Here is a 21,868-nt window from a genome sequence, read left to right as displayed (position 1 = left end):
ACTATTTTATGGTTATCAATTCGCTTAGTTATTCAGCGTAAAATTTAGTCCAACAGAAATCGTTGTTGGTCGCGGATAATTATTGTATCGGTCTATACCGGGAGCCGCAAGTCCTGTTAAATCCATTACTCCGGTTTGGTTTATTCCGTCCTGAGCATTCAAACCAATTTCAGGATCCACCCCTTTATATTTCGTAAATACAGCAAGATTTTCTCCCATTAAATAAATTCTGAGTTTAGAACTTTTATATTTTAATGGTAAAGTATACCCAACAGCAACTGTCTGAAGTCTAAAGAAAGAAGCATCTTCTATCCAATAACTGGAGTATTTTGGAGCTGAAGTGATTCCGCTTGATAAGAAATCATCCGGAACATTAAAGGCCGGTAATCTGTTCGGATCATTCAGCATCATGTTTGTTGCGTTTAAAGCTTTTTGCCCAAACATTCCGTATCCTGAAATCCCCAAATCAAAATTTCCATAGGTAAAATTCATTCCGATTCCTAAAGTCAAATCGGGCTGTACATTTCCTAAATCTTTTTTATCGCCATCGACCAAAACATTGTCTGCTACTTTATCTCCTGCCGCATTGTAGTATAACATCTTTCCATCCGGATCAAGTCCTGCGCTTTGAAAACCCCAGAAAGTTCCAACCGGATATCCTTCGGCAATAATTTGTGAATACTGACCCGACATACCGGCTAGTCCGTGTAAAGATCCGCTGTAGATAACATCAGTTTTATAGGTTGGATTGGAAAGTTTTTCAATTTTTTGAATGTTGTGTCCAAGCGTTAAATTCGCATCCCAGGTAAATTTATCTCCTTTAATGATATTCGCATTCAAAGTAAGTTCAACCCCTTTGTTAGACATTTCACCTACGTTTGCCAGCATATTACCCACTAAATAAGGCGGTTGAGGCACTTCATAGGTATACAATAAATCTTTTGTGGTTTTAGAGTACCATTCAAATGATCCCGTAATTCTGTTGAAAAGACTAAAATCTACACCAATATTCAATTGTTGTGTGGACTCCCATTTCAAATCAGGATTAGGATTTTGCTTTGGAGAATACGCCAGACTCCATGTTTTAGTAACCGGATCGTAGTAACTGTCGTTTCCAACTCCTAAAATAGAAAGCGATTTGTATTCACCGATTCCATCCTGATTTCCTGTAACACCATAACCTATCCTCAATTTCAGGTTATCCAGCCAGCCTTTTGAAGCATCCATAAATTCTTCGCTTGAAATTTTCCATGCGGCAGAAGCTGACGGGAAAGTTCCCCATTTATTATTGTCCCCAAAACGGCTTGAACCGTCACGTCTTACAGTAGCTGTTAGCAAATATTTCCCGTCATAAGCGTAATTTGCACGGGCAAAAAACGAAACCAGATTTGATTTTCCTTTGTACGAATAAACATCCCCCAAACGATAATTGTAACCCGCTCCCAAGTTGTTGAAACTAAAAGCATCTGTTACAAAACCGCTTCTTTGCGCTCCGAAACCTTCATAAATATTCTCAAAATACGAATATCCCGCTAAGGCACCAATGGTATGTTTGTCTAAAGTTTTGTTGTAATTAACAAAAATCTCGCCTTGTGCATTGGTGTATTCTGCGTAAGTTTTTTGTGCATAACCGTCTTCTGTTCTCCCTTCCAGAACAGCATATGACGGTTTGTAGGTCCCTCCCTTTACTGCATTATGCTCCAACGAAATATTAGCTGATGCAGTAAAATCTCTAAGGAATTTAACTTCTGTTTTAAAATAGCCCAAAAGTCGGTGTCGCTCATTATCAACTGTTCTGTTGGTTAAAATTTCAACCGGATTTTCATAAATATTTCCACTCACAGAGGAAAAGTTTCCATTTGAATCATACACCGGAATCGTTGGATTTAAATTGTAAGCACGTTCAAAAATTCTGTAATCGATAGGATGCCATTTGTCGATATTAGCAAACAGCCCCATATCAAATTTCACCGCTTTATTGTCTCCGAGATATTGATAAGCGCTCACATTTCCACTGATTCTTTCCAGGCCTGATTTTTTAATAACGCCTTCATTATTCAAATAGGAAATGGAAGCTCTGAAACCGCTGTCTACTTTACCTGAATTAATACTCAAAGTATGAGATTGCGAAATAGCCGTTTGTTCAATTGCTTTCTGCCAATCGGTGTTTCCTCCGTAATCAACAGCATCCAAATTCCCGGTCTGACGTACATACCCGCGCCATTGATTGGCAGATAAAAGATCTAAATTATCCGTAACATAACCAATACTTGATAATCCGGTGTATACAACCGAAACGCCTTTGGTTCCGGATTTTGTCGTGATCATAATAACCCCATTGGCGCCTCTGGAACCATAAATAGCCGTTGCAGAAGCGTCTTTTAAAACGTCTATCGATTTGATATCTGAAGGTTGCACGACATTGATATCCACTCCCGCAATACCATCAACAACAATTAACGGACTGTTACTTGCCGTTAGCGAAGTTCCTCCACGCAAACGTATCGTCGAACCTGCAGCTGGATCACCCGAGGGACGAATAATATTCAATCCCGCTACTTTCCCTTGTAAAACCTGCTCCGTAGAAGAAAGAGTTCCTTTTACCAAATCATCTGCACCCACGGTCGAAATTGCTCCTGTTAAATCCGACTTTTTTACTTTTCCATATCCAACAGACACTACCTGAACTTCTGCCAAAGCATAACCGTCATTTTGAAGACGAACATCAAGATTAGCACTTGTTGCGGTAATAACAACTTTTTGTGTAGTCGATCCAATAAAAGATACTTCTATCGCACCTCCCACAGCTACCTGTAGTGTAAATTTCCCGTCAAAATCTGTTGTGGTTCCGTTTTTGGTTCCAACCTCAATAACAGAAGCTCCCGGCAATACACCTCCTGTATTGTCATAAACGGTACCTGATACCTGCTTTTTCCCCTGAGCAAAAATTCCCGCCGAAAGAAAAAGCATGAAAATCATCAATACCGCCGATTTAGTAGTCCACATTTGATGCAGGACTCCCTTTTTATTTTTACTATTCATTAGAATTGGTGTTTTAATTTGATAGTGAATTATTTGTCTAAAGTTTTAAGGGGAATCGAAGTATCTGAAATTGTTTTGTCTTTGTTATCCTTTACTAAGACATGAATTTCAGTTAAATTCGGAACTCCGTTTAACTCAGAAACTAAATTGACAAATCCTTTAATCTCTGCTGTTCCTCCCGAAAATTCACCAGAAATTATTTTACTGCCGGCCGTAATAGTGTACGTCAATTTGTTTACGCCCACTTCATTGTTTTTACGAGACATTCCCAGAAAATCCTTTTGACTGATTTGCGAAGGAAAAAATCTGAAAACCGGTGGTGGTGGTGGAACAAATTCGCCTGCATAAATAATCTGATCACCGGAATTCGTAGACCAATCTTTTGCTACCATTAGAAACGTAATGTTTTCCATGACAAAACCCGGTTCTGTATGATAATATTCCTGCGGTATCAAATCCATTCTGTAAAAACCATTTCCTAAATCTTTCAATTTTGTTTTTTCAGATACCTCCGGAAGCCAGGCTTGATACTCTTGTGAAACGGCCCAATTATTTAAACCGCTATGGAAATGTACACTCGGAACACCCGCAAAACCATCTTTTAAATTGGAATTAAATAAAATACTTACCGGTTTATCGATTGTCGGTTTTAAAGGATACGATCTGATTAGCTCATTAGCGGTATAAAATGAAGAGAAATCGGTGTAGGCAATGCTGGCAACATCACTTTGTTTTGATCCGTTTTTGTTTTTTATACGAAACCAGAATCCTGCACTTGCTGCAATTTCTTCCGGAGTTTTAGAAAAATAAACGGTCGGTGTTAAAGTGAAACTCCAAATTTTGTTTCCTTCATATTTCAGTTTTGCAAAATCAGATGAATTTTCAAAATTCCCTGCATCAGGTTCAGAAGGCGACCAAATCCACATATAAAGATCTTCCGTTTCTGTAAATGTGGTTCCTGAAAGATCAAAATACCACGTCACTTTTTCATCATACTTGTACACTACCGGAAATGATGACGTCGGTCCCACAGCACCTGCCGCTTCTTGCGCCTGAACAAAACCAGGAGCCAAGAACAGGGCAAGTAAAATTGTATATATAACTTTTTTCATATTCCTTTCTTAATTAATAGCATTCAATTTAAAGACATAAGACACAAAATCAACTCCACCCGAAGTACGCATTAACTGTAGTTGCATCTCCTTGTTTTTACCCGGAACCGAAGTCACACGGAGTTCATCTGTTTTTTGAGTTTTTTGAGCATCACTGTACAAAAGGATTCTGACTGCACTGGCATTCGTCTGCTGAAAATCGGAGCTTAATGCCCAATACCCTTTTGGAGCAAATAATGCGGGAACATCACCTGTAACCTCATAACTTGTAGGTCTGTTTTTTTCGTCTACGTTGAATTTGATTTTAAAATCCTCGTAATTAAAATAAGTACTCAAGTTTTCTTCACTTGGTTCGACTTTATTTGCCTTTGCAAATTCGTCAACCATTTTCAGGTTTGTTAATTCCCAATTGCCATTTACTTTTTCATAAATGGTAATCGGATCAACATGGCTTCCGTCTTCAATAGTATCACAGCCAATGGCTAGTAAACTTATCACGACAGCCAACCAATACATACTTTTACATTTCATAAATTTGTGGTTTGATTGTTAGTTTTTTTTATCCGAAAAGGACAGAGCGAAGCTAGAAGTTAAATAAATCTTAAAAAAAATATCTGAGAAAAATCAAGATGAAAATTGAGTTAAAAACAACACAACTAATTAAAAACTAAACACTTACAAAAATTGTAATTTTATAAAAATCAAGACTTTGTTTAGATTAAAAACGGCATCTAAATGACAATATGAAAATTAAAGTCTATAATTTTTTCACTATACCTATATATAATTGCTTTTTATTGTATAATTGTAAATTATTAGACTAGTTTTAACATTTACAAGCTGTTTTTAAATGTGTTACGTCTAAATTTGTTAACTTTTGAAGAATTACTGCACCTAAATGCTCCAACTTATTTAAAAGTAAAACTGAATTAACACCACCAACCCAAAAAACTAATTTTACCCTAAATCAAAACATGACCATGCAAAGAATACTAATTCTATATTTTTTCATTGCAGGTTTTTCTCTCACTGCGAAAGAGACCAATCCCGTCCTCGAAGAATTAGATAAAGTCCTTCTAAAAAAAGAAGTATACCTCAAAAAGAAATATCAAAAAATTGGGGTATTAAAAAAGAATATATCCAAATTCACATTGAATCAAAACAATGAGGGGCTTTATAACGGTTATATGGCGTTGTTTGATGCATACAAATCTTTTAAATATGATTCTGCTTATTATTATTTAGAAGAAGCCAAGATTAAAGCCATTGTTTTAAAAAATCCAAAATACCTCGCTAAAAGCCGTGTTAAGGAAGGTTTCGTATTACTTTCTTCCGGTTTATTCAAAGAAGCAATTGATACGCTAAATGTTATTGATGACAAAAAACTGGATCTCAAAGACAAAATTGAATATTACAATATAAAAGCCCGTGCTTACTACGACCTATCGGATTACAACCACGATCAGCGTTATAGCATTCATTATACACAGCAGGGAAATCATTTTTTAAGAAAGGCTCTAGAACTCACCGCAACCAATACCAACGAGTACTGGAGCGCAGAAAGTCTAAAACGATTAAAACAACAAGATTGGCGTGGTGCTGAATTTGCCTTTAGTTATTGGATCAATAATTATGATCTGCCACCTGATTATTATGGAATTGCTACTTCAAGTCTTGGTTATATTTATTCAGAAAGAGGGTATACAAAAAAAGCTGTTCAATATCTCGCACTTGCTGCCATTGCCGATGTTAAAAATGCGACAAAGGAAACCGTGGCACTCCGTAATTTAGCCAACGAACTCTTTAAAATGGGTTATCTGGACAAAGCAAACGAGTACATTAACATTGCCATGGATGATGCTACTTTTTACAATGCCAGACATCGCAAAATTGAGATTTCAATGATCCTCCCCATAATTGAAAAAGCACAACTCAATAATGTCAAAGAAAAAAATGATAAACTGGAAAGAATCATTATCCTTCTAACGATACTTACTGTGATTATCATTTTATTTTCGATTATTATTTTCAAACAATTAAAAGAAAGAAATAAGGCGAGAAAAATAATGGCTGACTCCTATAGTAAATTGCAGGAAATGAATATCAGCCTGAGTGAAGCCAATGCGATTAAAGAGGAATATATCACTTATTTTATTAAAGCAACCTCAGCTTTCATCAATAAAATAGACCATATCCAGAAAAGCACACTTCATAAAATCATTACCAAAAAAACAGATGAAGTCATCGCGAGTTTAAAGCGTTATAATGTAAAGGAAGAGCGCGAGAATTTATTCCACCAGTTTGATGAAATCTTCCTGAAATTGTTCCCCACTTTTGTAACCGATTTTAATCATTTATTTCCAAATGATCATAAATCGATTGTAAAAAAAGGAGAGCTTCTGAATACCGAACTCCGAATTTTTGCTTTATACCGACTGGGAATTCAGGACAGCAGTCAGATGGCAGAATTCCTGGAGCTTTCTGTAGCTACAATCTACACGTACAAAACCAGAATCAAAAGTAAATCAGACTTCAAGGATACTTTTGAAGAGAAAATTATGGCGATTAAGACTATCTGAGTTACTGAGGTTCTGAGGTTCTGAGATTCTGAGATTCTGAGTTTTCAGGAGCAAAGTTGCAGAGGTTTGAGCCTACTATCTTGTCATTTCGGTACTAGAAATCACGACAGAAATTCTGCATAAAAAAACGCCAATCTTTGTTGATTTGCGAGTGTGATTTCTCGACTTCGCTCGAAATGAACAAATAGGGAGACGATTGATAATTAATTCGTGGAAACGAAAACTAAACGCGAATAAATGCCACAGATTATACCGATTCGCACAGATTAAAAAATCATTTAATCTGTGGCAAAAAAAAAGCCACGAATTCGCACAAATTAATTCGCATAGATTCATGAAATTCGTGGCGACAAAAAACTATTCCGAAGTTTCTAACTGAAGAACAACATTCTGATAACGCTTGCTAAGTGAGAATAATTGCTCAGCAAAAATCATTATTGCTAAAGGAATAAAGAAAAAAGAAGTTAAGTTTTTCTCATATAAAAAATAGACCGCAACCATATAGATCCTGGCATACTCGAGATAATAAATCCACTTTCTTTGTTCTAATAAAGCACCGCAATTCACTAACGTAATCAATATAAAGAACAACACAAAAACCTTATCGAAGGCGCTTAAGAACTCAAAATAATACGTAAAAGCAGTCAGAATCAAAGTTGAAACTCCTAATTGAATGTACAGATAATTCTTAAACCGAAGTCGCTGATTGGGATTGGCTTTGTCCTGCAGAAACCGTTTTTCTAAGATTGGACGTATGTCTTGATCCATATGAGCCGGACTTCCGAACACAGCTTTCCACTTTTCTTTGAATCCTTTTGAACGTTTCCATAATTCGTAAATTTCAAAATAGTAGTGAAAATGCTGCCACAAAAAACTATAGCTTTTGAGTGGATGTGTTAATCCGTATTTTGGTTTCTCTTCTTCGGTTTGGAAAGTGCCGAAAAGATGGTCCCAAAAGGTGAACATATCTCCGTAGTTTTTATCTAAATATTTCTCATCAGAGGCATGATGAACCCCATGTACGGAAGGTGTCACAAAAATATACTCTAGCCATTTTATCTTTCCAATAAGCTGTGTATGGGTGAAAAACGAATAGGCACCATGAACAATTAACATCGTAATGACCATTTTAGGACGAAAACCTATAAAAGGAAGCACACACCAAAATCCGGTTCTGATAATGGCCTGAAAAGTTGTAATTCTCGCCGCTGCAGTAAAATTAAACTCTTCGCTGTGATGATGCACAATGTGCGCCGCCCAGAAAAAATTGACTTCATGTCCTAATCGATGGTACCAATACCATACAAAATCGGTTGCGAGAATTAAACCGAACCAAACCAAAATAGTTGACGGGATATCAAAAATGCGATAGTGATCGTAGATATAATCGTATAATTGGTAAAAACTTGCCGCAATAAATAAATTGATTAATCTTTCGGCTATACCAATACTAATATTCGAAACTGAGCTTTCATAATTGAAAATTTCCGGTCTTTTTTTTCGCTGCACTATTTTATATTCAATAAATAAAAAAAGGAAAAAGGCAGGCATTGCGAAGGCAAGAAAATTAATATGTTCCATTTTAAAAATTACTTTACTGCATTTATAAATAATTCAAAAAGAAAATATTTTCACCAATCCATGCAACATCCAGCTACAGAATGGCATCGATTGATGAAAATGATCTTACGCTGATTTTAGAGCGAATTTTTAATTTTGTTTATATTTCAAAGCATCCAACGCAACTTCTTTAACCGACTGCGTTACGGCTACTTTTTGCAAGGCAAGAATATAAGCCGCAATACGTGGCGTAACGTTGTGTTTCTTTGCTGTTCTGAAAACAGTATCAAAACTCTTCTCTAATATTACCTCCAGACGGGTATTAATCTGATGCATTCTCCATGATTCTGAAAGTGAATTCTGAAGCCATTCAAAATACGAAACGGTAACCCCACCGGCGTTGGCCAGAATATCCGGAACAACCAAAACATTATTGTCATGCAAAATTTTATCCGCATCGGAAGAAACCGGGCCATTTGCGCCCTCTACTATAATTTTAGCACGAATGTCGTTGGCATTTTTTTGTGTTATCACGTCTTCTTTTGCCGCCGGAATCAAGACATCAACATCCAAAAGCAACAACTCTTCGTGTTGAATCACAACTGAATTCGGATACCCTTTTATGCTTTTATTGTTTAAATTATAATACAAAATAAGCTCGGGAATATTGATCCCATCCGGATTGTAAAAAGCTTCTGAAACATCACTAACCGCTACTATTTTCAATCCTTTTTCGAATAAAAACAAAGCCGAATGCAAACCCACATTTCCAAAACCCTGAATTGCTGCACTTGCTCTTGCGGGTCTTATTTTTAACGTCTGAAGTGCCAGTAAACTAATGATACTAACGCCTCGTCCGGTTGCTTCTACTCTACCCAATGAACCTCCGGAATGCAAATGTTTTCCAGTAACTACAGCATGAGTTGTTTTGCCGTGTACCAGCGAAAATTCATCCATCAGCCAGCCCATTTCGTCCGGACCGGTTCCCATGTCGGGTGCGGGAACGTCTTTTTCAGGTCCAAAAATATCGGATAGGGCTTTGGTATAAGCTCTGGTTATTTTCTCTAATTCTGTTTTAGAATGTTTTCTCGGATCACAAATGATTCCGCCTTTAGCACCTCCAAACGGAATTCCCGTTACAGCAGATTTCCAGGTCATCCAAGCTGCCAATGCCTTTACTTCATCAAGGTTTACAGCGGTATCATAACGTATTCCTCCTTTTGACGGACCTAAGGCTGTATTGTGAATTACACGATAACCTTCAAAATTTTGGACTTCTCCATTGTCTAAAACTATAGAAAAGTTTACAACAATCTGCTTTTCCGGACGTTGCAATTTTTGTCTGATCGATTCTTCTAAATTAAGAATATCGGCCGCAATATTAAATCGATCAATCATAGATTGAAAGGGATTCTGTTTAATTATTTCTGTGCTCATAGCTATTTATCTTTTTATTTGGGTTATGCTTTCCTGCTTTAAGTGTTCAAAGTCAGAAAGTGATTTCTTTTACTACTCTGTTTAGTTAAGATTGCAACTGCTGCATGGAATTTTTATCAGACAGCACTGCATCATTGTATTTCTGTTTCGATTCGGTCTCATATTTTATTTTTTAATAATTCTAAAAAAAAGCCTTTCATGGTGCGTGAAAGGCTAAAAAAAAAAAATAACAAGTAGATCTTCTATTAACGCCATATCATAACACAATTCATCATGCAACACATCATTAAGCTGCACATAAACTGACTATTATTTGGACTAGAGTTTTTCATTGTTATTGCAAATTTATAAATTACTTCTTATATTCTATAGAATTAGTAGAATTAATTTCAAATAAAATGAAAAATAGTACAAAAACCATTGTAAATAAAGCGATTACAATATTAGAAAAACAACTAAAATTGCGACATAACAATCAAAATGATGGCAATTAATGCTAAAATGATCCCCACAAAGTTGATTTTCGATAATTTTTCTTTGAAAAAAAGTAAACCAATAAGGCTTCCCAGGATTATAACGCCCATATTCATTCCGGCAAAAACGGTAGAAGGATTGTCTGAAAAAGCTTGATGTGCTTTCAAGTAAAACAAAATATTTCCGAAATTAAAAAGACCAACCAATGCTCCAAAAAGAATGTTTTTAGATTCCAATTTTCCTCTTTTTACGACTACTTCATAACCAACAATACTCAGAGCAACAACCAATGCAATAACAAAAACAACAAATAAAGAAGTCGTATAAGGTAAAGTTGTGTATAATGCTATTTGCTTAAAAAGAATATCGATAACACCAAAACCAAGTAAAACAACAGCAGGATAAATCCATTTGTTCTCCGTATTTTCAGCTTGCTTTTTTAAGATTAGCAAAAGTGCCAAAAAGCCTATTATAAGTCCTACAACTTTATAGGTATTAAATTCTTCCTTAAAAATAAACCAAGCAGCAAGAATCGGAATAAACAGTGATAATCGTTGTGCAGTATCCGTTTTTACAATTCCCATATGTCGGATTGAAGCCACCAGGAAAAGAAAAATTACCGGCAACAGAACTCCAATTAAAAAGTAAATTCCCCAAGGTGCAGCTGAATTTACCGCACTTAGATCGGGACTAAATGTAAAATAACAAAGTGATAACGCAAATACATAATTAAAAGCTACAATCTGAGTTGGATTGGCCGCATATTTTCGTGTGATTTTAAAAATAACACCAACAATTACACTGCAAAATATACTTAGAATAAGGAATAACATACTATTTGATTTTGCAGACAAAAATAACGTTAATCCTTATTATAACTTCCAAAAAAGAATATTAATCGCTCTTTAGCCAACCCGTAATACTCATCCGCGTATTCTGAGTTACCAAAACTTCATGTATCAATTCATCACTTTTAAAGAAAACAGTTTTACCTTGTGTCGGCGCAATTTTCTGATTATTGTTTACTTGATGAATTAACAATTCTCCACCATCAGCTTCCTGCCAATTGCCGTTCAGATAACAAATCATTGAATACTTTCGGCTCGGATTATTTTTAAACTGATCTAAGTGTTTGAGATAAAAATCTCCTTTTTCGTATAAAGCATAATGAAATTCGTAACCGGTAATTCCTGCATAACAACTTTCATTTAAATAAAGTATAAAAGCGTCAATCTTGGCGAAAAATTCATTTTCAAAAACATTATTATGTTTTTTATCCAGCCAGTAAATCGAATCACTTCTTATGGCATCATCATATGCTGGTCTCTCATGATTTCCAATTCCGGCAGCTAACAACATTTTATTTTGATTTAAATCGAGTAAATTTTGTTTTAACTGATTTGCTAATACAGGACTCAAAAAATCTTCCGCTATTCCAACATTATTCTCAATATACGAAGCAATTAAATCTTCAAAACTATCTTCCATTTTATTTTTAGGAAAGACTGCAATTACAGCCAACGGAACAAGGTAGATGATTTTAAACTAGTAAAGCCTTTATTTTCAAAATAAAAAAACCGATGGCCTTTAAATAGCGATCGGTTTTTTTACAAAATCAACAGGTTTTGAAATCTTTCAGGTTTGTTATTATTTTTAAAATTAAATTTTTCTGATATGACTTATGTATTAAACCCGACAGGTTTTAAAAACCTGTCGGGTTTGTTTTTTAATTATTTAAAATTTACTAATATAACTTCCGTATATATCTTTAAACTGGTGTCCTTTTGCGAAGCGATCTTTACTTAGTTTTCGATATTCTACCAATCCCCATAAAACAAATTCTTTCACAAAATACCTGTCTTTTTTATCCAATTGCGGATGGTATTTTTTTACCAGAGTCTCTAAAGGAATTACTTCATCTAATATCCCTTGATAGTCTGCATCTGAACAATCGTCTAACAGTTCAAATCCGCTCTCTGCAAAAAACCAATCAATAATATCGGAATACGGAGTTTTTTCATCCGGTTTTTCGAGTTTTTCAATCTTAGGAAAAAGTTGCGAAAACAAAGTACGAACGGCTAATCCTATCAGATTTTGAGCGACAGCGGCAGCTCCCTCCTGCTCTCCTTCGTAAACCAACTCTACTTTTCCGGTAATAGATGGAATCACTCCAATAAAATCTGACAAACGCAAGGTCGTTTTATCAACTCCTGCAATCAAAGCACGACGTTCTGCGGTACTGATCAAATTCTCAAATGCTGTTATACTCATTCTGGCACTTACACCACTTTTATTGTCAATGTATTCGCTATCACGTGCTTCAAAACTTATTTGTTCCAGAATGTCTTTTGCCAGACTTGGTACATAGACAATTTCACTTTGATTTTCGTCTAATTTGGCTTCTTGCTCAGTAATTGTTCTGGCAATTTCTACCGTTTCCGGATAATGCGTTAAAATTTGAGAACCTATTCTGTCTTTAAGTGGTGTAACAATACTTCCTCTATTGGTATAATCTTCCGGATTTGCAGTAAAAACAAACTGCATATCTAGCGGCATTCTCAACTTAAAACCTCTAATCTGAATATCACCTTCCTGTAAAATATTAAACAAAGCCACCTGAATCCTGGCTTGTAAATCAGGCAATTCGTTAATTACAAAAATACAACGATTTGCTCTCGGAATCATTCCAAAATGGATCACGCGGTCGTCTGCATAAGATAACTTTAAATTGGCCGCTTTTATCGGATCAACATCACCTATTAAATCAGCAACAGTAACATCCGGAGTGGCCAGTTTTTCAAAAAAGCGATCGCTTCTGTGCAACCACGAAATTGGCGTGTCTTCTCCTTTCTCCAAAATAAGATCTTTTGCGAAACGGGAAATCGGATTTAAAGGATCATCATTTATTTCAGAACCGGAGACAAACGGAATATATTCGTCTAACAATTCGATCATTTTACGCGCTAATCTGGTTTTAGCCTGACCACGAAGGCCTAATAAATTAATATTATGACGGGACAAAATAGCGCGTTCCAACTCTGGAATTACGGTATTTTCAAAACCATGAACCCCTTCAAAAACAGGTTGTCCTGATTTAATTTTTTCTCTAAGATTTTCTCTCAATTCGTCTTTGATCGATTTGGTTTTATATCCTGATGTTTGTAATTGACCTAATGTATTTATGTTTTCTATTTTCATATTATTTATTTAAAAATTTGGTGGAGACGCACAGCAGTGCGTCTCTACGTGCGTCTTTAATGCTGTTTGTGGAGACGCACTGCTGTGCGTCTCTACGTGCGTCTCTACCTTACCCGTTTTTTTCTATTGGTTTCATAATCTTCAAAAATCATTTCCCCCAGACCTTTTAATCCGGTATAAAATGCTTTACCCTGATTGGCTTCCGTGAAATGATTCACAAAACGTTGCAAATAAGGATCATTTGCAATCATAAAGGTCGTAATCGGGATATGTAATTTTCTGGCTTGTTGTGCTTGCGTATAACATTTGTCTACGATATATTCGTCCAAACCGTTACTGTTCATATAATAGGAACCATCACGCTCACGGACACAACTCGGTTTTCCGTCGGTAATCATGAAAATTTGTTTGTTGGTATTTCGTTTTCTACGCAAAATATCCATCGCCAATTGCAAACCGGCAACAGTATTGGTATGGTAGGGACCAACTTGCAAATACGGTAAATCTTTGATTGGAATCGTCCAGGCATCATTTCCAAAAACCAAAATATCGAGAGTATCCTTCGGGTATCGTGTTGTGATTAATTCGGCTAATGCCATGGCTACTTTTTTTGCCGGTGTAATACGGTCTTCCCCATACAAAATCATACTGTGACTGATATCAATCATCAGAACGGTACTCATTTGTGCTTTGTATTGGGTTTCTTCGACCACCAAATCATTTTCGGTAAGCATAAAACTTTCCACGCCATTATTGATTTGAGCATTTCTTAAACTTTCTGTCAAAGAAATACGTTCCAGGCCGTCTCCAAAACTAAATTCACGGAATTCGCCTGTATGTTCATCACCGTTACCGGCATATTTGGTTTTATGATTTCCGTTACCGGAACGCTTCAAATTACCGAAAATCTGATCCAAAGCTTGTTGCCTGATGGCTCGTTCTGTTTTTGCTGTTATTCCAAAACCAGAAGTACCGTCTTCTTTGGCTTCGTCTTTTATATAACCTTTCTTTTTCAGATCTTCAATAAAATCATCGATAGTGTAGTGCTCATCGGTGAGTTTGTATTCCTTATCCAATTCGCGAAGCCAGTCTATAGCTTCATCAAAATCTCCTGAGGTATGAGTGATAAGCTCCTTGAAAATCCCGAAAAGCTTTTCAAACGGAGACTGAAACGGCGCTTCATATGTCTTAAAGTAAAAACCTTTTTTAAATTCGTTTTTCATAATTCTAAAATTACGGTTTTTTAGAATTATGAAAAACGAAACGCTTATTAATTTTTAGTTAAAAAAAATGCCGGAAATAGTCCGAAATTAGCTCTGAAATAGTATATTATTCAAACTTTCCGTCGAAATAAAACCAGCTATTATTTTCGAATTTAAAAGTAGAAAATTCGTAATGCGTTTGGGGTTTACGCTCGCTGTCTAAAAAATAAGCTTTAAATTCGACTGTTGTCTCGGCAAAACTTATAATTTCTAATTTTTGCCATTTATTAGCGGTCGCCCACTTCAGTATTTCGGCTTTTGAATAATACGGTCTTTCCGAAACATAAGTTGTTTCTAATAGATAATCGGCATTATGAGTTGCGTAGGCCGAATATCTGGAACGCATTAGAGCCAGTGCGGTTGGTGCTTGCTGATTCTTGTCAAGATATACCCCACAACAATCGTCAAACGACAAACCAGTATCACAGAAGCATTTTTTACTCTCCATCAACCTGCTCTTCTCCATTGATTTTCACATGCAGTTGATTTAATAAAACCTGGTACCTGCTAATTTCTCTTAATTCTTCATCTTCTTCTGCAAAATCAAGCAATTCGTCAAGAGTTTCGCTTACTTCCAGTAATTTATTATTGGCTTCCTTCTCTTGTTTGGCAGCTATTAAATCAATTATCTCTTGTACACTTGTTTTTAAATCTTCGAATTTTGTATTCATCTTTTTATGTTGTTTTATTTTTTTGCCACGAATTTCACGAATTATCACGAATTACTTTTTGAAAATAGTCGCCATCAAAATTCAGTCAATTATTAAATATCTCCCACTATTGAATATAAGATTAGTGACAATTCGTGAAATTCGTGGCAAACGTACTATTCCTAAGTAGCCTTATCTTCGTTGAACTTTTTTATAATTTCTTTTAACTTTTCTTTACGCGCAATTTCAGCCTGTTTCACTTTGTTTTGGGCTTTGTGCAATTTGTCATTGTGCTTTTTGATATTCCTTTCGTTGTTGCGTCCCATTATATTTCTCTTTTAATTTCTTCTAATGTTTTTTCAGTAAAAATCAATTCTGTGATTATCTTCTCTCTCAAAACGTCTATATCTTCTTCAAAATGTTTGGCCCAGGAAGTCAATTGCTGCAGATTTCTAATTTGTTTGATCCGTTTTGTGGTTTCAAAACTAGTTCTTAAAATTGCTTTTTTATCATACTCCGGATTGTTTTTATGCTGATAATTGACCGTATTCTGATCAAAATCGGCCTGAATATAATACAATTTTTCTATTGCATTGTCAGGATGAAATTCGCTCCAGGCCGCAAAACCTATTTTTGTTTTTGACACTGTTTCCGGCTCCATTGCTACCAATCGCCATTTGCTGTTAGCCAATCTTCCCCAATGATTCGAAATCCTGTACATTCCGTTTTCGGTATAATAATAGGTACTACCGGCTTTACTTTCGAACTGAATTTTTAAACCTGTAATCGCATCCGGTAAAACTTCCTGAAAGACACAAAATGTATTTTTAAAAGAATTAGGATGGGGTCTAAAGTTTTTTTGCATATGCAAATATACTCAGATTGTCCTGAACTCCCTAAACCAAACGATATATTGATTAACTTTGCAACTTCAATTTAAAAACAAAGAAAGTTATGTCTAAAGACTCACACGATAAAATGATGCAAAAAGGAGTTTATACCGGCGTTATAGAAAAAGATGAAAACAACAATTATTTTTGTGGAGCATATCTTTTAGATTACAAAATTGCCCACACTAATTTTACTGTTGGTGATATGATTACGATCAAATCGATTATCGAAAATCCAAGCGATATTAGCTACGATAAGTATCCAAAAAAATCTAAAAACTTCGATAAGGCGAATAACAAGCCGGAGAATAAGTAAAAAGAGTTTTCAGTCGCAGTTTTCAGTCGCAGTCGCTCCTTGCACGCCAACTGTCTTTGCGACTGAGACTGAAAACTGAGACTGAGACTGAGACTAAAAACTGGGACTACGACTGCAAACCAAGTCCCGGAACTTTAAAAATTCTGAATATTTTTTCCTTGAAATCTAAAAAGTTAAAAAAAAGTGTACCTTTGCAAAAAAATTGTCGTTTTGAAGTATTAAATATTCATTTCAAACTAATAGACAAGAAGTTACCTTTTATTTATGAAAAAAATAGTTGAATACCGTAAGTTATTAAATGTAGACAAAACTGCAGAATTAAAAGATCTTAAAACAATTTATCGTAATGCGATGAAAGAATCTCATCCTGATAAATTTCAAGGTGATGACGCTGGTTTGAAAGCTGCAGAAGAGAAAAGTAAAGCGATCATTGAAGCTTATCACTTTTTGGTAAGTATTAATCCTGAAACGATTAAAACTAATTTACCTGAATACACTGAAACAATTTCGACTTGTTCTATTACAGATTATAAATTTGTTGAAGGACGTTTAATTATCGATTTCTCTAACGGAAGTGTTTACGAATACATCAGTGTTCCTAAAGCTACTTATGTAAAAATGGTAAACGCAGATTCTCCTGGACGATTTGCAAAAAGACACATTTTGAACTCTTTTACCTGGAGAAAGAAAACAAATCAAGAATAGATTTACACACAAACTATCTATATAAGCATTCTGGCAACAGGATGCTTTTTTTATGTTTTTAAAATAAAAAATTGCGCTATTTACTTTGAAATAATAATAGCATTATAAGTTTCAGGTTCTTTTTTACAAACAAACAGCCTGACAACATGATAATTAACCCTAAAAAAACTATAACAAAATTTTAGGCGACAAAATTCTTTATATTTTATATTTTTAGATACTTTTGTTGCACAAATCAATTAACTAATTAATTTTTTATAATGAAAAAAATACTTTTTTTACTAACTGCTTCTGTAGCGATAATTTCATGCAGCAAAGTTAAAGACGGAGAATACCTAATTACAGGAACCGCAAAAGGAATTGAAAACGGAAAAACGATCATCCTACAAGGTCAGGACCCAGCAACAAAAATGACTGTCGCTCTTGACACTGTAAAAGTTGAAAACGGAAAATTCGAAATCAAAGGAAAAGTAACTGAACCGGCTTTTCATACTTTAATCCTTCAAGGAGCTAACAATCCAATCCCTTTTATCTTAGAAACAGGAGAAATTCTTGTTGCAGTTGATAAAGACAGCATTCACAAATCTAAAGTGTCAGGTACTTACAATAATGATGAGTATACTACATTTAATGCTGAACTTACTAAAACTCAAAAAAGATTAGCTGATTTTCAGAAAAACAACACTCAGAAAATGCAAGCAGCTCAACAAGCTCAAGATACAGCAACTATCAACGGTTTGATGAAACAATACATGACTATTCAAACAGAAGTACAAGCAGATTCTAAAAAGAAATATGTTGCTTATGCTGAAGGTCACCCAAAATCTTACATCTCTGCTTTGATCATTCAAGGTATGTTAGGAGATCCATCAACTGATATCAAAAAAGCTGAAGCTTTATACAACTCTTTAGATGAGTCTTTAAAAAACACGATTCCTGGTAAAGAAATCAAAACAAAAATAGGTCAAGCAAAAATGCCTGCAGTTGGTGCTACAGCTCCTGCCGTTGGTAACGCTAAATGAAGATCTGATTTTTCTGCGCCTAATCCGGAAGGAAAAGTTATTTCGCTTAAACAAAGTTTAGGAAAAGTAACCATTGTAGACTTTTGGGCATCTTGGTGTGGGCCATGCAGAAAAGAAAATCCTAATGTTGTAGCTATTTACAAAGAACTACATTCAAAAGGATTAAATATTGTTGGTGTTTCTTTAGACAAAGAAGCCGGTGCATGGAAAGAAGCAATCGCAAAAGATGGCCTTACATGGACACAGGTTTCTAACTTAAAATACTGGGAAGAGCCAATCGCGAAACAATACAATGTGGAATCGATTCCAGCTACTTTTATACTTGATGCAACCGGTAAAGTAGTTGCTCAAGACTTAAGAGGTCCTGAATTAAGAGCAAAAATCTTAGAACTTTTGGCTAAATAATAGCCGTCGGAATACCTTAAAAAAATCTCCCTTAGTGGAGATTTTTTTGTTATGTGAGGGGTTTTCTTGGGGGTTTTGTTTCAGGTTGAAAGTTTCACGTTTCAGGTTTCAAGTTGCAGGTTGCAGGTTGCAGGTTTCAAGTTAAACTGGGAGCGTCTTCTCTCAATTTACTTTGACTTGTTAACCGTAAAAGCTACAAATTTTATCCAAACGGTGTTGTTTTTAGCTCTTAGAGATACAAACTCTTTTTCTGTAGATTTCCACTAAGACTGTTCATTTTTGTTTCTTAGCGCGCGACTTAAGCACTATTGTTCTCAAAGTACCTTAGTCTTTAATCGTAATCCTCTACTAGAATTTAAATATTGTGCGTTGTTGTCGAAAATCTTTATCATAAGAAGAATAACTAACCTCTCAGAAGCGAAAACACATAGTTTTGGCTAAAGCCTCTCTATATCCCTTTTTTTATCTCCAGCTAAAGCTGGAGGCTATTAAACAAAACCTTGCCGCTTTGTCTCTTTATCTCTTTATCTCTTTATCTCTTTATCTCTTTATCTCTTTATCTCTTTATCTCTTTATCTCTTTATCTCTTTATCTCTTTATCTCTTTATCTCTTTATCTCTTTATCTCTTTATCTCTTTATCTCTTTATCTCTTTGTCTCTTTGCCTTTTTATTACTTTCACACTTTTCATCGGAAAAAACAACTACTCAAACTAAAAAAGACACATCTTAAGAGCAAAAACTCTAGGGCTTTCTACTAAATGACTTCAATATTCGGAACAAAGTAAAAAAAATCGTTGTTTGATACTTTTTTATTTTATTCAACACCAATGAGTTAAAAAACATCTTTAAAATAACTTAAAATTAAGTTCGGTTTTTGTTTGTAAACATAGAAAACGTTCCTATATTTGCAACCGCTTAGCACAACAAAGCGCAACAAAACAAGCTTCGGGGAGATACTCAAGCGGCCAACGAGGGCAGACTGTAAATCTGCTGTGTGAACTTCGCAGGTTCGAATCCTGCTCTCCCCACCAAAAAAGTCCTAATGAAAATTAGGACTTTTTTTTATTTCAAAGAGACTCAAAAATTGTGAGAAGATCTGAAAATTTAAGGATTAGAAATGACTGAGCGCTCATTATCTATTTTTTCCGGTCAAAAGAAAGCCTACCGTATTGCCTAATTTATCTACCGCTATATATAAATAACATCAAATACCTTTTACTTTGATATAGGTCTTATCCAATCTACAACTCTCCTCCACTCTACCTTTTCTCTTCTTCATATCTGCCTCAAGCAAAAGTCAAACTTTTAAATCCAATGCTGAATCGTGGCATGATCTACAATCACTCCTCTAATCTTCATTATTTCTTCAACATCCCAATAACTAAGTGTAAATTTTAATTTGAAATATACTGACTGAAGAATTATGTATTTTGGAAAATAATGGCCTTCAGTATTCATTTTTTGATCGGTTTAAAATTCTAAAGACAAAGGTTATTCCAAAATGCGACAGATTTTTTTTGGCATCCTTTAATAAATCATTTTATAATTTGCAAAATAAAGACTTATTCTGAATACAATAGACCATTTTTTTTGCGATTATTAAGTTGAAAACTACTTTTCAACGAGTATTTAAGTAATTCAAAGATAAAGAAAATCAAATCAAAATAAACATTATAATTTTGATCTCGTAATTAATATGTTAATTTTTTAAGATAATCTTAATCTCGACTTATTACCGCTCCTTAATTTTAATCAACTTTAAACTGATTAAAAACACGCAAAAAGTTCATAGTACATCCTGTCAAATTTTAAAAATAAGAGATTATGAAAAACATTACTTCTTTTTTTAAAAACCTGAAAAACGTTTTCATAACGTTGCTTCTAATATTTAATATTTATTCTTCATTTTCTCAAGTAGATTTAAGAACCTGTGGTTTTAGTTGTACATCAAACAATTATACGCTAACAGATGTGTATCTAAGTCTTTCCAATGTAAATGGAGTTCCCATTACCAATACAACCTGCACAATTGGTCAAGTACAGCAGGTTTATATTTATCTTAATTACTCTTCCAACTCAAATTCCAGTATCCACTTTGCACGATTAAATTCCGATTTAACTATTGCAGGAACTACCACTTTTTTAAATGTTTTATTAGGAGATATTGTTCCTGGGTCAAATAAAAAGTTATTATATGGTCCATTCAACTGGACTTGTGGGGACGAATTAAGCCTTACAAACACAATAATAGCTTGGAAAACGAATAGTAATAATGATCCTGGGCCAAACTATCAATGTAGTAGTTTTTCAAATTCTCAATGTGATTTTACAAATTCATTTATTATTTCTAAACCTTTAGCGGTTCAGTTCAGTTACAAAGCATGTAAGGTTGGTACAAATACTACGGTTAACTTTACATCGACAACAAATGGGGGAAAACCTCCTTATACCTATGCTTGGGATTTCAAAAATGATGGTGGGGCACCCGATTCAACTATAGCTAATCCAACCTATACTTATACAACTTCAAATAATACGGCAAAATTAACCGTTATAGATTCCCAAAACATATCAAATTCATATACACTTCAAATAATAGAGCCGACTGAACTAATGTTGAGTGAAACCCATACCAATGTAGGTTGCAGTGGGGGTACTTCTTCTATCACATTGAATGTCGCTGGTGGTACACCTAATTATACGTATCTATGGAGTACCGGTGCTACTACAAAAGATTTAGCAAATGTTACCTCCGGAACCTATACTGTTACCGTTACGGACAGCAACAACTGTACAAAACAACTTTCTGTAACAATAACTAATGGAGATACAATTAAACCGATAATCGCTCCATTACCTTCTCCTACAACGATTAATTGTCCAAACACACCTGTATTTGATCAAGCAACAGCTACTGATAACAGTGGGACAGTCACCTCGCTTACATTCGTTGATGTAAATACCCCCGGATCATGCCTTGGTAAGTACTCAATTACCAGAACGTGGACAGCAAAAGACGCCTGTAATAACACTTCACTTCCAGTAAGTCAAACAATAAATGTTGTAGACAATACAGCTCCTACTTGGACTACAGCACCAACGAATCTTAATGTAACTTTACAATGTAGTAATACTGCAGGTTTAGCTAATGCTCAAGCACAATTCCCGATTGCAACTGACGCTTGTGATACGGATGTGACAAACATTGTAAAAGT

Annotated in this window: 19 protein-coding genes, 1 tRNA gene and 1 pseudogene; 7 read left to right on the top strand and 14 right to left on the bottom strand. The window is 35.1% G+C overall.

Going from position 1 to position 21,868, the window contains the following annotated elements:
• Positions 1–24: 24 nt before the first annotated feature.
• Genes AB674_RS12735 through AB674_RS12725 form a run of 3 tightly spaced genes read right to left on the bottom strand, consistent with a single transcriptional unit; the run spans position 25 to position 4,685 of the window.
• Positions 25–3,042 (bottom strand): SusC/RagA family TonB-linked outer membrane protein, encoded by a 3,018-nt coding sequence (locus tag AB674_RS12735; RefSeq protein WP_240478088.1) that lies wholly within the window; start codon positions 3,040–3,042, stop codon positions 25–27.
• A gap of 29 nt (positions 3,043–3,071) precedes the next feature.
• A complete protein-coding gene (locus AB674_RS12730; protein ID WP_047777143.1) occupies positions 3,072–4,154 on the bottom strand; it encodes a hypothetical protein in 1,083 nt (360 codons plus the stop codon).
• Between the two features lie 9 nt (positions 4,155–4,163).
• Positions 4,164–4,685, bottom strand: coding sequence for a DUF5004 domain-containing protein (locus AB674_RS12725; RefSeq protein WP_047777141.1), 522 nt, complete (start codon positions 4,683–4,685; stop codon positions 4,164–4,166).
• A 449-nt stretch (positions 4,686–5,134) separates the two neighbouring features.
• Here AB674_RS12725 and AB674_RS12720 point away from each other — a divergent pair, with 449 nt between their 5' ends.
• On the top strand, positions 5,135–6,733 hold the full coding sequence (locus AB674_RS12720; RefSeq protein ID WP_047777342.1) for a DUF6377 domain-containing protein: 1,599 nt from the start codon (positions 5,135–5,137) through the stop codon (positions 6,731–6,733).
• Positions 6,734–7,090: 357 nt separating this feature from the next.
• Here the strand turns inward: AB674_RS12720 and AB674_RS12715 are convergent, their stop codons facing one another.
• The 10 genes from AB674_RS12715 to AB674_RS12675 form a co-directional block, all read right to left on the bottom strand.
• Positions 7,091–8,314, bottom strand: coding sequence for a sterol desaturase family protein (locus AB674_RS12715; protein ID WP_047777140.1), 1,224 nt, complete (start codon positions 8,312–8,314; stop codon positions 7,091–7,093).
• 129 nt (positions 8,315–8,443) lie between these two features.
• Positions 8,444–9,730, bottom strand: a complete 1,287-nt coding sequence (locus AB674_RS12710) for a Glu/Leu/Phe/Val family dehydrogenase (protein ID WP_240478087.1) — start codon at positions 9,728–9,730, stop codon at positions 8,444–8,446.
• A gap of 455 nt (positions 9,731–10,185) precedes the next feature.
• A complete protein-coding gene (locus AB674_RS12705; protein ID WP_047777137.1) occupies positions 10,186–11,037 on the bottom strand; it encodes an EamA family transporter in 852 nt (283 codons plus the stop codon).
• 61 nt (positions 11,038–11,098) lie between these two features.
• Complete coding sequence (locus tag AB674_RS12700) at positions 11,099–11,692, bottom strand: 2OG-Fe(II) oxygenase (protein WP_047777135.1); 594 nt, start codon at positions 11,690–11,692, stop codon at positions 11,099–11,101.
• Positions 11,693–11,938: 246 nt separating this feature from the next.
• The gene (locus tag AB674_RS12695) at positions 11,939–13,402 is read right to left on the bottom strand and encodes an AAA family ATPase (protein WP_047777133.1); all 1,464 of its coding nucleotides are present in this window, start codon (positions 13,400–13,402) and stop codon (positions 11,939–11,941) included.
• A 104-nt stretch (positions 13,403–13,506) separates the two neighbouring features.
• A complete protein-coding gene (locus AB674_RS12690) occupies positions 13,507–14,625 on the bottom strand; it encodes a vWA domain-containing protein (protein ID WP_047777132.1) in 1,119 nt (372 codons plus the stop codon).
• 106 nt (positions 14,626–14,731) lie between these two features.
• Positions 14,732–15,130: a YchJ family protein gene (locus AB674_RS12685; RefSeq protein WP_240478086.1), complete on the bottom strand. Its 399-nt coding sequence runs from the start codon at positions 15,128–15,130 to the stop codon at positions 14,732–14,734.
• The gene (locus AB674_RS12680) at positions 15,102–15,335 is read right to left on the bottom strand and encodes a hypothetical protein (RefSeq protein ID WP_047777341.1); all 234 of its coding nucleotides are present in this window, start codon (positions 15,333–15,335) and stop codon (positions 15,102–15,104) included. The genes AB674_RS12685 and AB674_RS12680 overlap by 29 nt, the downstream gene beginning before the upstream one ends.
• A gap of 161 nt (positions 15,336–15,496) precedes the next feature.
• Positions 15,497–15,640: a hypothetical protein gene (locus AB674_RS22840; protein ID WP_165579378.1), complete on the bottom strand. Its 144-nt coding sequence runs from the start codon at positions 15,638–15,640 to the stop codon at positions 15,497–15,499.
• The gene (locus AB674_RS12675; protein WP_047777127.1) at positions 15,640–16,179 is read right to left on the bottom strand and encodes a hypothetical protein; all 540 of its coding nucleotides are present in this window, start codon (positions 16,177–16,179) and stop codon (positions 15,640–15,642) included. The genes AB674_RS22840 and AB674_RS12675 overlap by 1 nt, the downstream gene beginning before the upstream one ends.
• Positions 16,180–16,268: 89 nt before the next feature.
• Here AB674_RS12675 and AB674_RS12670 point away from each other — a divergent pair, with 89 nt between their 5' ends.
• From AB674_RS12670 to AB674_RS12645, 5 genes and pseudogenes are all read left to right on the top strand, one after another.
• A complete protein-coding gene (locus AB674_RS12670) occupies positions 16,269–16,520 on the top strand; it encodes a hypothetical protein (RefSeq protein ID WP_047777125.1) in 252 nt (83 codons plus the stop codon).
• A gap of 264 nt (positions 16,521–16,784) precedes the next feature.
• On the top strand, positions 16,785–17,225 hold the full coding sequence (locus AB674_RS12660; protein WP_047777121.1) for a KTSC domain-containing protein: 441 nt from the start codon (positions 16,785–16,787) through the stop codon (positions 17,223–17,225).
• 260 nt (positions 17,226–17,485) lie between these two features.
• Positions 17,486–18,247, top strand: a complete 762-nt coding sequence (locus tag AB674_RS12655; protein ID WP_047777119.1) for a DUF4369 domain-containing protein — start codon at positions 17,486–17,488, stop codon at positions 18,245–18,247.
• A gap of 18 nt (positions 18,248–18,265) precedes the next feature.
• Positions 18,266–18,652: pseudogene (locus AB674_RS12650) on the top strand (TlpA family protein disulfide reductase); the annotation flags it as partial.
• Positions 18,653–19,600: 948 nt separating this feature from the next.
• Positions 19,601–19,684: transfer RNA gene (locus AB674_RS12645), tRNA-Tyr, on the top strand.
• Positions 19,685–19,958: 274 nt separating this feature from the next.
• On the opposite strand, the gene AB674_RS22575 is transcribed toward AB674_RS12645, so the two are convergent.
• Positions 19,959–20,111, bottom strand: coding sequence for an IS6 family transposase (locus AB674_RS22575; RefSeq protein WP_047777116.1), 153 nt, complete (start codon positions 20,109–20,111; stop codon positions 19,959–19,961).
• Positions 20,112–20,477: 366 nt separating this feature from the next.
• On the opposite strand from AB674_RS22575, the gene AB674_RS12635 reads away from it, so the two are divergent.
• A partial coding sequence (locus AB674_RS12635) for a SprB repeat-containing protein (protein ID WP_047777114.1) occupies positions 20,478–21,868 on the top strand: 1,391 nt, incomplete at its 3' end.

The sequence above is a fragment of the Flavobacterium sp. ABG genome (assembly GCF_001027725.1).
GTDB lineage: Bacteria > Bacteroidota > Bacteroidia > Flavobacteriales > Flavobacteriaceae > Flavobacterium > Flavobacterium cupriresistens.
This window is presented reverse-complemented; position numbering and strand designations above follow the sequence as displayed.

What these genes read in the sequence shown, in the direction of transcription:
- AB674_RS12670 (WP_047777125.1), top strand. Translation starts at nt 16,269, where the DNA reads ATGTCTAAAGACTCACACGATAAAATGATGCAAAAAGGAGTTTATACC.
- AB674_RS12730 (WP_047777143.1), bottom strand. Translation starts at nt 4,154, where the DNA reads ATGAAAAAAGTTATATATACAATTTTACTTGCCCTGTTCTTGGCTCCT.
- AB674_RS12710 (WP_240478087.1), bottom strand. Translation starts at nt 9,730, where the DNA reads ATGAGCACAGAAATAATTAAACAGAATCCCTTTCAATCTATGATTGAT.
- AB674_RS12725 (WP_047777141.1), bottom strand. Translation starts at nt 4,685, where the DNA reads ATGAAATGTAAAAGTATGTATTGGTTGGCTGTCGTGATAAGTTTACTA.
- AB674_RS12700 (WP_047777135.1), bottom strand. Translation starts at nt 11,692, where the DNA reads ATGGAAGATAGTTTTGAAGATTTAATTGCTTCGTATATTGAGAATAAT.
- AB674_RS12660 (WP_047777121.1), top strand. Translation starts at nt 16,785, where the DNA reads ATGAAAAAAATAGTTGAATACCGTAAGTTATTAAATGTAGACAAAACT.
- AB674_RS12705 (WP_047777137.1), bottom strand. Translation starts at nt 11,037, where the DNA reads ATGTTATTCCTTATTCTAAGTATATTTTGCAGTGTAATTGTTGGTGTT.
- AB674_RS12720 (WP_047777342.1), top strand. Translation starts at nt 5,135, where the DNA reads ATGCAAAGAATACTAATTCTATATTTTTTCATTGCAGGTTTTTCTCTC.
- AB674_RS12680 (WP_047777341.1), bottom strand. Translation starts at nt 15,335, where the DNA reads ATGAATACAAAATTCGAAGATTTAAAAACAAGTGTACAAGAGATAATT.
- AB674_RS22840 (WP_165579378.1), bottom strand. Translation starts at nt 15,640, where the DNA reads ATGGGACGCAACAACGAAAGGAATATCAAAAAGCACAATGACAAATTG.
- AB674_RS12735 (WP_240478088.1), bottom strand. Translation starts at nt 3,042, where the DNA reads ATGAATAGTAAAAATAAAAAGGGAGTCCTGCATCAAATGTGGACTACT.
- AB674_RS12695 (WP_047777133.1), bottom strand. Translation starts at nt 13,402, where the DNA reads ATGAAAATAGAAAACATAAATACATTAGGTCAATTACAAACATCAGGA.
- AB674_RS12655 (WP_047777119.1), top strand. Translation starts at nt 17,486, where the DNA reads ATGAAAAAAATACTTTTTTTACTAACTGCTTCTGTAGCGATAATTTCA.
- AB674_RS12690 (WP_047777132.1), bottom strand. Translation starts at nt 14,625, where the DNA reads ATGAAAAACGAATTTAAAAAAGGTTTTTACTTTAAGACATATGAAGCG.
- AB674_RS12685 (WP_240478086.1), bottom strand. Translation starts at nt 15,130, where the DNA reads ATGGAGAAGAGCAGGTTGATGGAGAGTAAAAAATGCTTCTGTGATACT.
- AB674_RS22575 (WP_047777116.1), bottom strand. Translation starts at nt 20,111, where the DNA reads ATGAATACTGAAGGCCATTATTTTCCAAAATACATAATTCTTCAGTCA.
- AB674_RS12715 (WP_047777140.1), bottom strand. Translation starts at nt 8,314, where the DNA reads ATGGAACATATTAATTTTCTTGCCTTCGCAATGCCTGCCTTTTTCCTT.
- AB674_RS12675 (WP_047777127.1), bottom strand. Translation starts at nt 16,179, where the DNA reads ATGCAAAAAAACTTTAGACCCCATCCTAATTCTTTTAAAAATACATTT.